The following is a 13,423-nucleotide window of genomic DNA, read 5'->3' as shown; positions in this document are numbered from 1 at the left end:
CGCGTCGCAATGCTGTGGCGTGACAACCTCTGATCAGTAAGCTTTATGGGTAATGGATTAATCGATAACCTTAGGTGTCACGCCCATAGGTAAATACTTTTTCGTCGCGTTAAGTTCGTTAAGATAGGGACCGGGATAGAGGGTTTCTGGCCAATTAAGCAACATTATCGCAAGCACATTGCGATGCTCGCCAAGGGCTAAGTCAGGATTGCCCTTGGGTGAGGGGATAATTTGGCTGTCGGCATCAAACGAATTGGCAATATAAGCCCGAGTTTGAGCCACGATAGGATGGTCAGTTTTGCCTGCTAGCAGAAAACTAATTCCGACTTCGGCAATAATATCATCGGTCGCATCCTGTAAAATCCGCTCAATGTTGGCGTCAAAGTAATCCAAAATCCATGCAAATTCAGTGGTATCAACCCGATGCTGATAATATTCACTCGCGGCAAAGATAAAATGCGTCATGCCGTAGAGCTTATTGCGAAACTGCGCTTTGCTGAGTGTGGCATCCTGCGCGTCGGGGTAAACCTGAGTAAACGCTGTTTTATAGTCCTCTAGATAATCTCCAACCCCCAATTGTTTGGCCCAATACACATAGTTAATCAGCTGCGCTGCCCAGGCTTTAATCATCGCGGGATCGGTCAAACCTTGGCGTAGGTCGGCCTTTTTGAGGGCTTGGATCATTTGACTATGACATGGACCTGTAAAGCCTAACTCATCGATTCGACTGGCGAATCGCAGTAATACATCGGAATAAAATAAAAATTCAGGAAAGGGGGCGAGGGCTTTTTTACGGGCCTTGGCTCTGGGACCATTGCCCAGTTCTGCGATGGCGTTCTCTGAGGCTTGACGTACAAACTCAGGGTTATCCATTTGGCAGGCATAAAACGCTTGAGCTTCGGTTACCGCATAAAGATCGACTAATGCGGCGTTGGCATATTGCTCATCGCCCGTCAGGCGATAGAGGCGGATCCCATAATGGCCCTGCACCCGAGGCGGGAGTGTATAGAGATGGGTTTCAAGGTTGTGTTGAATAAGCTGCGCAACGTCGCTTTGGCTTAATTCGGTTTTATCCGTGGTGTTTGACTTGAGAACGTTTTGTGAGTTCGCAAGCCCGGTGTGACTTCGGAGCGTGCTTTGCGAATTGGCGAAAGCACTCTGTGCGGTAAATAAGGCTAAACCGCTAAAAAGCGCAATGGGCAGCGAGAGTTTGTGTTTCGGTTGTGGTGTGTGGGTGATTTTCAGATCCTGAGACATGGATAATCCTTTGGATAAGCTCAGCGGCATCCACGGGGTCGCCAAGTATGGCGCGCAGTTGCTCGCTCAAGGTGAGTGCGGTCTCATTGACCACGAGGAGATTAAAAAGCCCAAGTTTATCTTGGCAGTCTTGGGTGGATTGATGGACAAGCGTCGCGAGTTTGGCTTGCCACAGGGATTGATAATAGCGGGGGCCTTCGTTTGCGATAGCATTGAAACTATATGGGTAATCAATCGCTTGTGCCCAGTTCGCACGAAAGCTTTTGCTAAATTCAGCAGGTAAATCCGAATAGCTTTGCTGGTTTAAGGACTGGTAAAAGTTAAGTGCCACCTTAGCGCGAAAGACTTTAAGCTGCGTCGCATAGGCGCTTGCGAGCATTTCCCTCGGTTGAATATATTGGGTATCAAATTGGGGAAATAGCGCTTGGCGTAACACCTTAGCGAGCCAAAGACTCGGTAATTGATTGGTATCGAGCGTCGGGCCTAAGGTGTTGTTTAGGTAAAAATGACTGCCGCGTGCCAGCGAGGTCATCGCATCGGCGAGGGCTTGGGTAAAGCGTTCAATATCTTTGAAATCATTAAGTGTTACGGGCAGCTCGAGCGCCTGTTGACCAAATTGCTGCCCAATCACACTTTGCCTGAGGGTGTGTTGACTGGCATTCCCAAGTTTGTTCACTTTATCATGAGCGCCTAAAGCCAGATATACTTCTCCCAATAATCTATCCTGATGATAAACGCGGAGGATCTGTTGCTGCGCTTGTGCGAGTGCCGTTTGAGAAAGTGTCGTTTGAGTGGCTGTTGAATCGAGATGCTCACCAATGACCTCAAAACGTAAACCAAACTCGCCTAAGGTTGTTAAGGCCTTGTCGAGTAGCTCTCGGGTATTGAGGGCGGTGGTTTGTGCACTGGGTAATTGCGATAAGGTACGGCCAAGATCCCAAGGGGCAACTTGAATCGCTTCGGTTTGGCTGTCGAGAAACGCTTTAACTAACTCAGGGGTATTGAGTAGCTGATCCTTGAGGCTGTAACTGGCGTAGTCGCTAAAACCTGCGTCATTGGCGAGGCGTTGACGCAGCTCGGCAATACGGTGTAAAGCGACTTGATTATGCTCCCTAGCTCGACCTTGATAGGCTTGCCATAGGGTTTGACGGCATTCGGCATCGGGTTGCTTTAACAGATAACTCGCGATAGTGCCTGAGAAGCGAGAGCTTGGCTGCTGCGCATCCTTATCCGATGTTTCTTCCTCGTTATTGGCAGTATTAACTTCTGCTCCTTCATTCGTAAGCTGGCATTTATCCGCTTGAATATCCAGTTGAAACTGCTGATTGCCTAAGCCTTGGCGAATGCTGGCCTGCGCCGTGTGGAGCTTAGCTTTATCCATAATGGATAAATGCTGGCGCAACAAAGCCGTTAATTGCTCACCGAGCAACACCTGTTCCTGATTTGCTGCATTATGATTTTCTATAGCTGCTTGCGTCAGCTCAAACGCCAGTTGGCTAAATTCAGCTTGGTTTAGTAAGTGGCTCAGAGTGTCGGCCAAGCGCAACTGACACTGTAGTAAACCTTGGCGCTCATCCCCCGACAGCGGCAAACCTCGGTAGTAGGTGAGTCTGTCGTTGACATTATTCAGCCCAATGGTTTGCTGCTCTAACACTAGGGCCTTATCCGCCAGTGTTAAGCTTTGGAGCTGGTGGGTACTGGCGTAACTGGTGAAGGCGCCAGCCAAATCGATATTGGGTTGGCGCAAACACTGCTCAACCAGCAGCGGCACGGGACTTGGCGCAGCATGGGCTGCACCGAGGGAGGATAAACACCAGCCAAGCAGGCTAGCCGTTAAAATGGATTTTTGCATAGGCTACACGTTCTGCAACTGTCATTGAATGGGATGACATGGCTTCGACATGCTTAAGTCTAGGCAAAATGCCTTTTCCATTTGCAATCTGGATCGCCAGTCCCGGGCGTGCATTGAGTTCCAATAACAGCGGGCCTTTAGTCTGATCAAGCACCATATCCGTGCCTAAGTAACCCATCTCACACATCTCAAAGGCGCTTGATGCGGTATGCAGCAAGCTGTCCCAGTGGGGGACGACGATATCGGTGAGCTTTTTGCCTGTGTCTGGATGAAACTCAATTGGAGCATCAAATTGCACAGCATGTAACCCTTTTCCCGTGGCAATGTCAACGCCCACACCCACGGCGCCTTGGTGCAAATTGGCCTTGCCATCGGAGGCGGCGGTGGAGAGCCTGAGCATACCCATTACCGGAAACCCTTTAAAGACAATCAAGCGGATATCGGGCACGCCCTCATGGCTGTAACCGTCAAACACGGGATCGAATTCAATCAGCCCCTCGACAATCGCCACATCGGGTTTGCCGCCAAGGGAGAATAAGCCGCTGAGGATATTGGAGACGTGTCTATCCAATTCCGATGGGCTGACCTCGTGTCCGCTGGGTTTATAGTAACGCCCCTGTTCGATATGGGTGATCACTAAAATCCCTTTACCACCAGAGCCCTTGGCGGGCTTGATCACAAACCCTGTGCGGCCTTTCACGCGCTCGGGAATATGCACGATTTCGTGCTGCTCGCGCACAACGGCGATTAAATCGGGCACGGCAATATCATTGGCCAGTGCTAACTGTTTCGTCAGCAACTTATCGTCCACTCGCTTATAAAATTTGCGCGGATTATAGCGACCAATGTAATCGATATTGCGCTTATTCATATTGAGTACGCCGCGCGCGCGAAGCTCCCATGGCCAGGCAATATTCATTAGGCGTCCCCCGCGAGTGGTTTAAAGCGTTTGAGTTCCAGTAGGCGATAACCTGTGTATTGGCCCATTAATAGGACTAAGGCCAAGATCACTAAATGGATCCCAAGGAAGTTAAATACCCAGTGTTGTACCCAACTGGCGCTCATGGCTAAGTAGGCGAGGGTGGCGACCATTAGGCTACCACCGCCTTGCACTATCACTTCTTTCGGGCCTTCTTCTTCCCACAGGATAGACATACGTTCGATGGTCCACGCCAAAATAATCATCGGGAAGAAGGTAATCGTCAGTCCTTCGCTTAAACCGAATTTATAAGACAGTAAGGTAAAGACACCGATAATGCCGATAACGACGATGATCACCGCCGATATTCGCGAGATCAGCAACAGATTTAATTGGGATAAATAAGAACGGATCATTAGGCCGCAGGCCACGATCAGTAAGAAGCCGACTAAGCCCGTGACTAAACTGGTTTGAATAAAGGCGAGGGCGATAAGGACTGGCATAAAGGTGCCCGAGGTTTTCACCCCAATGATCACCCGTAAAAACACCACCATCAGCACCCCGATAGGGATCAATAAAATGCCCTTGAATAGACTCTGTTCTTCTAGCGGTAATTGGTAGAGTGAAAAATCCAAGGCATTGTTATTCATCATCATATCGATGGATGTCGCTAATGCCGAGCGAGTATCTTGCAACATCGAGAAATGCACCTGCGAGTTCACGCCCCCCATCACATCGAGCACGGAATGGCCCGAACGTTCCCACAGCAGTAAGTTATCTGGTCGGCCTTGCTTGCCTTTAACTAAATCGAATAACACCCACTCGCCGTTATGGAACACTTCCACGAAGGGTGACAGGGATTGACGGCGGCGCTGATCTTCGAGGTAGAGTCCGCTGACTTCACGGGCGGGAATGCCCTTGGTTTGCAGCATATGCAAAAACACTTGCGTCGCGGTTTGGCTCGACAGTAGCAGCTCCATATTTTGGCTGCGCTTAGTGGCCGTGATTGCATTCATCAATTGCTGGGCGAAGGACAAGTTCGATGCGCTGTGCGCCCAAGTTTCGCTTATCACTTGCTCCGCGGCGGTCTTCTCGGTCGCAGGCCAGAGGTAAGGCTCTGGTTGACTTGGGATATCGTCGCTGTGGATTTGGGTCACGCCCGTCGGCACTAGGGTCACTTTATAATAGAGATCTTGGCTGCCATAGGCCTCGCGAATCGACCAATTGGCACGGCGCGCGTCCTTATCATCACTCAGTGACAGCCCAAAGCCTGGGGAGCTGGCGTTCTCGACCAAGACTTCATAGGCGGGATCCTGTGGTAAAGAGAAGGACACTTCGGCCGCATCCCCTGTGCCATCGAAGCTTATCTTGGCGTCTACCGCCCAGCTTTGCACTTGCTCGCCGGGGAGAAAAGGCACCTGATGCTTAACGCCGCGGTAGATGCTGGCGCTTAAACCGACAATAAAAAGTAATGCCACCAAAATGTAAAAAGGTTTACGTGAATGCATACGTGTTTCCCATGTTGCGCCAATGGCCGAAAAGCGTGGGATTACCCCTGGCATTGGCGGTTCGAACTCGACGTCACGCGTTAGATCCACGCGTGACGGGTATCAGCTACGTCAGGCTGCGTCAGATTGAGCTGCTTTGGCTCAAGCTGACAGACCAATAAGCACAAGCGGTTATTATTTTTTGCCGCTGGAGACGATAGCTGACTCTGCTTTAGGTTGTTCAGGAGCGGGTTGTTTAGGTGTGGCTTTGGGCTGTTTAGCTTTACCGTGCACATAGCGCAGGCCGACATCGACTACGGCGATATCTTTGATAAATTTACGCCCGAGCAATAAGGGATAGTCGAGGTGACTACGGTCGGTGAGGTTAAGATCAGTCTCTGCTGAATATTGGCCAATCTTAAGGTGTGCGTGGATCACGGGGCGGCGATCGTCCTTTTCATTCGCATCCTGCTTGATCCGTACAAAACGCACGACCTTAGATTCGAAATTTGTCGCGGGCTGTTTTTCCCCTTGGGTATACACATCGAAGCGCACCCATTGGGCGCCATCGCGCTCAAACAGGGTAATATTACGGGCATCGATGGAGGAAGACTCTGCCCCAGTATCAATGCGTGTGGCAAAGCTGGCATTGAGTTCATCGATAAACACATTTTCGATTTCACCGAGTAAAAACTTATCCCCAAGGGCAGTTTTGGGGCATTGGCTCGGCGCAGGCGTCACCACCGCGGCTTGCTTTTGCGCAGTGAGGTTTTTCGCCGCTTGATTTAAGTGATTAATTTGCAGACTGAGCTGCTCGACTTGGCTGTTGAGTGTCGCAAGCGAGGTTAAATCCGCAGGCTGGCATTGCTGATTAATCGCAGCCACTAATTGATCTTGCTGCTGATTAAGACGGGTATTAAAGGTATCAGTATCGAGTGGTTTGGGGGCGTGGGCGGTCGGTTCTGTCGCTGCGCATCCCATTAAGCTGCTGGCAACGGCGATAGCGATCAACTGCTTTAGCATAGTACTTCCTATTGGCGTTAAAACGGGTTTTATGCCCAGGGTTTACCTAGGCATAAGCGTATTAGGCCACTGGAGTTAACTCGTTAGGTCAAATCTTGATTGGGTTGATTTTTCACCGCAATAATCGTTGCGCGTTTCGGCGCGGGGTAACCCTCGATAGTCTTAGTGATATCGTTAGGGTCAAGATATTCAACCAGTGACTCATTCGGCATCCAATCGGTTCGGCGCTGTTCGGCTAGGGCGGTGACATCGGTGTCGACACAACGTATGTCTGTGAAATCACACTTCTTTAGCCAGAGCATCAGGGCCGCGACGGATGGAATAAACCATACATTATTCATTTTCCCATATCTATCTTGAGGGACGAGTACGGCGTTTTCATCACCATCTATTACTAAAGTCTCTAACACTAATTCCCCACCCATACGTAACTGATCACGTAATTGTAACAAGTGATCAATTGGCGAACGTCTGTGATACAAGACGCCCATGGAGAAAACCGTATCGAATGCATCCAGTGGTGGCAGCTCTTCAATGCCTAGCGGCAATAAGTGCACCGGGTGATTTTCACCACTTAGGCGCTTAACGGCTTCAAATTGGCACAAAAACAACGGTGAAGGGTCGATGCCCACCACGCGTTTAGCGCCCGCGCCAAGCATGCGCCACATGTGATAACCGCTGCCACAGCCGACATCGAGCACTGTGCGGTTTTGCAAAGGAGAAATATGCGGGCTCACGCGATCCCACTTCCAATCGCTGCGCCATTCGGTATCGATATGAATGCCGTGGATATGGAAAGGGCCTTTGCGCCAAGGCATAAACAGGCGCAGTAGGTTCTCTAGCTTTTCCTTTTCGCCGGGCGTAAGTTGCTCGCCAGTGCCGACGGTGACGCTGCTGACAAAGTCAACGCGATCTGGGGCAGGATAGTGCAGCTTATTGAGCACTTTTTCCCACTTGGGTAAGTTGCCGTGTTTATGTTCTCTTTGCCATTTGCCGAGAATAGCTGGCAAAGTCTCGAGCCAATGCTGCAAATTGGAATCGGCAATTTGTTGGTAAAAGGAGCTGAAACTGATCACTTGATGGCCACCATGGAAGAGAAATTAAAACATTGGAACCACAAGCTAAAGTGGCTAAACCCTTGGCGAGTCAAACGTTGCTGGTGGAGAGTTAAGGTATCGGGCTTCATCACGTTTTCGAGCGCGCTGCGCTTTTGACTGATTTCGAGCTCGCTGTAGCCATTGGCGCGTTTAAAGTCTAAGTGCAGCTCTTCGAGCACACTTTGAATAGGCGCATCATCGAAGCGAATTTTTTCCGACAGCACTAACAGGCCGCCGGGATTCAAACCGTGATAAATCTTCGCGATCAGCGCTTCTCTGTCCTCTGGCGGTAAAAATTGCAGGGTAAAGTTAAGCACGACTAAAGAAGCGTTTTCGATGTGAATATCACGAATATCGCCGCAGATCAGCTCAACCTCAGTATCACTCACATAGGCATTGAGGTTTTCTTGGCAGCGCGTCACCATGGATTCGCTATTGTCCACGGCGATAATGCGGCAATCGCGGCCCTGGATTTGACGGCGAATGCTTAAGGTCGCTGCGCCTAAAGAGCAGCCTAAATCATAGACTTGGGTATTCGGCTTGACGAAACGATCCGCAAAATCGCCAATAGTATTGATAATTTGCGTATAGCCAGGCACCGAGCGGCGGATCATGTCACTAAAGACACCCGCGACACGATTATCAAACTGGAAATCGCTAATGTGTTCGCTCGCTTGAGCGTAGATAGTATCTTGGGAAGCGTTCATCTGGGAATATCTCGAAAATTCAGCCATGCATTTTAACGAATCCCGTTGACTAGCAGCAAGTCTCGGCTAGTAATTTGCCTGAAATTTCTGTCTAATATGCATCAATAACAAAGTATTTACATTGTACATCAAGTACTAGGGACCCCAGTTGAAGTTAGTGCTCCAGCTTATCGTGATCCTGTGTTGCATACTCACCAGTAACACAGTTAACGCCAGTCAAGGACAGACTGAGTCACTGATTGTGGTGATGGGGGAAGACAGCTTTCCCTATCAGTTTGTCGACAACGACGGCGAAGCCACGGGTTTATTAGTGGATCTGTGGAAGGAATGGGGCAAGCGTACCAATACACCATTAGTGTTTGTGGCGCGCCACTGGAATGAGTCATTGCAGCAGTTGCAGCAGGGCAAAGCCCAAGTGCATATCGGTATGGGACAGACATCCGAACGTGAGCAGTTGTTTGATTTTGCAGAGCCTATCGCCGATGTCAGTACCTATCTTTACCTGCATAAATCTTTGCAGGGTAAAAAGTCCATTAAGGAACTTATTCCTTACCAAATCGGGATTGTGAGTGGCTCATCCCATGAGGCTGAGCTTCGCCGTATCGAGCCGAATTTAGTCTTCAAATATTATGAAAGCCGTGAAAAATTGCTGGCGGGGGTTGCAGCGGGCGAAACGGTCGTCTTTGCTGGACTCGATGGCTATCTACGCGATCCCGCATCAAGCCAAGCGATTGCGGGCAGTTTTCCCATCAGTGCGCGTATTCCAATCAAGGCCATGCAGTTTGTCCCCGCGGTGATGAAAGGCAATCAAGCTTTAGTCGAGAAGATTAATCAGGGCTTTCATTCACTCGATGCACGTTTTGTGCAACAAACCGAGCGCCGCTGGTTAGGCTATCACGGGCAAAAAGCGGGTCTTGTGGTGGCGATGCAGCTAGGCGTTGAGCCCTTTGTCGATTTAGGCGTCGATGGCTTGCCCCATGGATTTTATGTGGATCTCTGGCAACTATGGTCGGCGAAGACCGGCATTAATGTGGATTTTATCTCGGGCGACATGAATGCCAGTGTCAATGATGTGCGCCAAGGTTTAGCCGATGCGCATATTGGTTACCCTGAAAGTGACGAATTGAAAACTGGCTTAACCCGCGCATGGCAACTCTATACGGTGAAGAGTCGGTTGTTTTTATATCAGCAACAACTGACCGATTTACAGAGTTTAAAAGGCAAACGTATCGGTGTTGTGCCGACAGCGCCTTATCTCGTTGCGCTGCGTAAAGCGCTGCCCGATGTCACGCTGCGTTATTACGAAAATATGGACAGCATGGTCGCGGGTGCGCGCTCGGGCGAGATCGCAGGCTTTGTTGCCGCGGGTGCATGGACTTCCCACTATTTATTGCAAAATAAGGCTTGGTCCGAATTTCATCAATATCCTGAGCTTGAGTTTCCGACCGATGTGTATGTACTGACCCGCAGTGACGATCCCGGCTTAACCCAGCGCATTACTAATGGTTTTCGCAGTATTAGCATGCAGGAATTTGCCGAGGTAGAGCAGAAATGGATGCTTAATCCTAAGGATCGCATTTTTAACCAGAAGGGATTACACGGCGTTCAACTCTCAAGCAGTGAGCAAGATTACCTCTCGCAACTCGGTGAACTTAAACTCGGTTACTTGAAACAGTGGCCGCCAATGGAGTTTAGCGATGAGCAAGGCCAGTTTGCGGGGATTAATAGCGATGTCAGCCAGCTGCTAGCCGAGCAACTGCGGATTAATATTCAGCCCGTCGCCTTTGACGATTGGCATTCGTTGATCGGCGCCTTGCGTTCAGGCGAGATTGCACTGGCGGGCAGTATTGCTCAAACCGCCGAGCGCCAGCAATTTTTAACCTTTAGCGAACCCTACTGGCCATCGCCGTGGGGTTTAGTGTCGCAGCTTGAGCAAGTCTCGGTATTTAATCTGGCGCAATTGGCGGGACAAAGGGTTGCAGTGGTGGAGGGCTACCATCTGGTGGCGCAACTGATGGCATTGCAGCCTTCGCTCAAACTGGTGCTGGTGCCTGATACCCAGTCGGGACTCTCGGCGGTCAACGATGGCCATGCAGATGTGTTTATCGATAAAGTCGTGACGCTGGCCTCTGAGCTAAAAACGGGTCAATATCCGTTGCTGAAAATGTCACTCCTCAGTGACTTAGCCGATCAGCACAGCCACTTCGGACTTAATCCGCAGTATGCACCGTTGGTTCCCTTAATCAATCGCGTATTGGGGCAAATCGATCAACATACGCAGCAACAAATCTATTCCCATTGGGTGAGTTTTTCTTTAACGACGGATAACAGCCAATATCTGCAATGGATCCGTTATTTATTGCTCGGGGCGTTAGTGTTATCTGGCGTGATGGTGGCGGTTTTAGTCGTTAATCGTCGTTTAAACCTTGAGATTACTCGCCGAATTGCCGCTGAAAAGCGTTTGCAGCATGTTGCAAGCCACGATGCCTTAACCCAGTTGCCTAATAGGGCACTGTTGGATGATAGATTGTCACAGGCCTTACTTGCCCATCGGCGGGATCATAGCCATTTCGCCTTGTTGTTTATCGATTTAGATGGCTTTAAGCAAATTAACGATCAATATGGTCATCCTGTGGGGGATGCACTGCTATTAAAAGTGGCGGGATTATTGACCAAAGCCATTCGCAATTCTGATACAGTGGCAAGATTCGGCGGCGATGAGTTTGTGATCCTGCTAAATCGTGTGCAAGATCTCGATGCCGCGACCCAAGTTGCTGATAATATTCTGCACTCGTTATCGTCACCGTTTAGCATAGAAGGGGTGACTGTTGAGGTGGCTATCAGTATTGGCGTGGTCATTTATCCCCGCGATGGCGATACGGCCATCGAGTTAATGAAGAAAGCCGACCAACTGATGTATCAAGCCAAAACGGCGGGTGGCCGTTGCTACCGCCTAGCTTGATGATTTTTTGAACGCTTATACGCAGATAGTGCGTTCGCCTCTAGTCAAGGGCGTAAAACTGTTTGATACTTCACCGCCTAAAAGTGAAGTACTTTGGTAATCGGCATTATTTGACTATAATGCCGCTTTTATCTCGTTTTGATTATTTCCAAAGCACCGGTTTCCGGATAAAGGATAGAGTTAGATGCGCAGTCATTATTGTGGAGACGTCAATAAGTCTCACGTTGGACAAGAAGTTACCTTGGTAGGTTGGGTTAATCGTAGCCGTGATTTGGGTGGCGTGGTCTTTTTAGATTTAAGAGACAGAGAAGGTCTGGTCCAAGTGGTTTACGATCCAGATTTACCTGAGGTGTTCAATGTGGCCAGTACGCTGCGCGCCGAGTTTTGTGTGCAGGTAAAAGGCGTGGTTCGTGCCCGTCCTGATAGCCAAGTCAACGCGCAAATGAAGACCGGCGAAATTGAAGTATTAGGTAAAGAACTGACGATCATCAACAGTTCTGAGCCGCTGCCGCTGAGCTTAGATAACTATCAAAACAACAGTGAAGAGCAGCGTCTAAAGTACCGTTATTTAGATTTACGTCGCCCAGAAATGGCGCAGCGCTTAATGTTCCGCGCGAAAGTGACCAGTGCCGTGCGTCGTTTCCTCGACTCAAACGGCTTCTTAGATATCGAAACGCCTATTCTGACCAAGGCGACGCCAGAAGGTGCCCGTGACTATTTAGTGCCAAGCCGCACTTACAAAGGTCAATTCTTCGCGCTGCCACAATCACCACAGCTGTTTAAGCAGTTGCTGATGATGTCAGGCTTTGACCGTTACTATCAAATCGTAAAATGCTTCCGTGACGAAGATTTACGTGCTGACCGTCAGCCAGAATTTACTCAAATCGATATCGAAACCTCATTTATGACGTCTGAGCAGGTGATGGCTAAGACCGAAGAGATGATGCGTGGTCTGTTCCTTGAGATGCTGAACGTCGATTTAGGCGAATTCCCACGTATGACCTATAACGAAGCCATGCGTCGTTTCGGTTCAGATAAGCCAGATTTACGTAACCCATTAGAACTGGTTGACGTGGCTGACTTGCTCAAAGAAGTGGAGTTTGCGGTATTCTCAGGCCCAGCTAATGACGAAGAAGGCCGTGTTGCGGCGCTGCGTATTCCAGGTGGTGCGAGCTTATCCCGTAAGCAAATCGATGATTACACTAAGTTTGTCGGTATTTACGGTGCTAAAGGTTTAGCTTGGATGAAGCTAAACGACCTGACTCAAGGGTTAGAAGGCATTCAATCACCTGTGCTGAAGTTCTTGAACGAAGGCATTGTGAACGAAATCATCAGCCGTACTGGCGCACAAACGGGCGATATCATCCTGTTTGGTGCCGATAACGCGACTGTGGTTGCTGAATCTATGGGCGCACTGCGTCTTAAAGCCGGTGAAGACTTTAATCTGCTCGAAGGTCAATGGCGTCCACTGTGGGTGGTTGACTTCCCAATGTTTGAGAAGATCAACGGCAGCTTCCACGCGGTTCACCATCCGTTTACTGCGCCACGTGGCGTGACACCACAAGAGCTGGAAGCCAATCCGGCTAACCGTGTGTCAGATGCCTACGACATGGTATTAAACGGCTGTGAATTAGGTGGTGGTTCAGTTCGTATTCACAACCAAGAGATGCAATCTGCGGTATTCCGTATTCTTGGCATTACCGATGAAGAAGCGAAAGAGAAATTCGGCTTCTTACTCGAAGCGCTGCGCTACGGTACGCCACCACATGCGGGTCTGGCATTCGGTTTAGACCGTATTATCATGCTGATGACGGGCGCAAGCTCAATCCGTGATGTGATGGCTTTCCCGAAAACCACCACAGCGGCGTGTCCGTTAACCAATGCCCCAGGTTTTGCTAACCCACAACAATTAGCTGAACTAGGTATTTCCGTGGTGAAAGCCGCGAAGACTGAAGACTAATCTTTAGTGATTATCGAGTACCGAGGCGCAAGCCTCGGTCTATTTTTACCCCGTCATTTCATTTCTTATCAATATCTGCGTTATCGACGTCACTGAATTTGCCGTCAATCTTTGTGTAAAGGAACATTGGCTGTTGGAACCTCACAAGAGGCGCCGTCA

9 protein-coding genes are annotated in these 13,423 nt (G+C 49.5%); 2 read left to right on the top strand and 7 right to left on the bottom strand.

Annotated features, from left to right (window positions below):
• Positions 1-57: 57 nt before the first annotated feature.
• The 7 genes from M0415_RS05490 to cmoA form a co-directional block, all read right to left on the bottom strand.
• The gene (locus tag M0415_RS05490; protein WP_249555127.1) at positions 58-1,257 is read right to left on the bottom strand and encodes a DUF3541 domain-containing protein; all 1,200 of its coding nucleotides are present in this window, start codon (positions 1,255-1,257) and stop codon (positions 58-60) included.
• Positions 1,184-3,109, bottom strand: coding sequence for a M3 family metallopeptidase (locus M0415_RS05485; RefSeq protein ID WP_249555129.1), 1,926 nt, complete (start codon positions 3,107-3,109; stop codon positions 1,184-1,186). The genes M0415_RS05490 and M0415_RS05485 overlap by 74 nt, the downstream gene beginning before the upstream one ends.
• Complete coding sequence (locus M0415_RS05480) at positions 3,084-4,028, bottom strand: alpha-L-glutamate ligase-like protein (RefSeq protein ID WP_133182382.1); 945 nt, start codon at positions 4,026-4,028, stop codon at positions 3,084-3,086. Before M0415_RS05480 ends, M0415_RS05485 begins: the two co-directional genes overlap by 26 nt.
• Positions 4,028-5,536, bottom strand: coding sequence for a UUP1 family membrane protein (locus tag M0415_RS05475; protein ID WP_249555131.1), 1,509 nt, complete (start codon positions 5,534-5,536; stop codon positions 4,028-4,030). Before M0415_RS05475 ends, M0415_RS05480 begins: the two co-directional genes overlap by 1 nt.
• Before the next feature lie 174 nt (positions 5,537-5,710).
• The gene (locus M0415_RS05470) at positions 5,711-6,538 is read right to left on the bottom strand and encodes an ATP-dependent zinc protease family protein (protein ID WP_249555133.1); all 828 of its coding nucleotides are present in this window, start codon (positions 6,536-6,538) and stop codon (positions 5,711-5,713) included.
• Between the two features lie 83 nt (positions 6,539-6,621).
• A complete protein-coding gene (gene cmoB / locus M0415_RS05465) occupies positions 6,622-7,614 on the bottom strand; it encodes a tRNA 5-methoxyuridine(34)/uridine 5-oxyacetic acid(34) synthase CmoB (RefSeq protein WP_011622666.1) in 993 nt (330 codons plus the stop codon).
• Positions 7,611-8,342, bottom strand: a complete 732-nt coding sequence (gene cmoA, locus M0415_RS05460) for a carboxy-S-adenosyl-L-methionine synthase CmoA (RefSeq protein ID WP_011622667.1) — start codon at positions 8,340-8,342, stop codon at positions 7,611-7,613. Before cmoA ends, cmoB begins: the two co-directional genes overlap by 4 nt.
• A 148-nt stretch (positions 8,343-8,490) precedes the next feature.
• Between cmoA and M0415_RS05455 the strand changes: the two genes are divergently transcribed.
• Together M0415_RS05455 and aspS are read left to right on the top strand one after the other, a co-directional pair.
• Positions 8,491-11,304, top strand: a complete 2,814-nt coding sequence (locus M0415_RS05455; protein ID WP_249555135.1) for a diguanylate cyclase domain-containing protein — start codon at positions 8,491-8,493, stop codon at positions 11,302-11,304.
• A gap of 184 nt (positions 11,305-11,488) precedes the next feature.
• Positions 11,489-13,264 (top strand): aspartate--tRNA ligase, encoded by a 1,776-nt coding sequence (gene aspS, locus M0415_RS05450; protein WP_011716950.1) that lies wholly within the window; start codon positions 11,489-11,491, stop codon positions 13,262-13,264.
• Positions 13,265-13,423: the final 159 nt, after the last annotated feature.

The organism is Shewanella sp. 10B (assembly GCF_023475885.1).
In the GTDB taxonomy this organism is placed as follows: Bacteria; Pseudomonadota; Gammaproteobacteria; order Enterobacterales; family Shewanellaceae; genus Shewanella; species Shewanella mangrovisoli.
The sequence above is the reverse complement of the archived record's forward strand: the minus strand, read 5'-3'. Positions and strand labels throughout refer to the sequence as shown.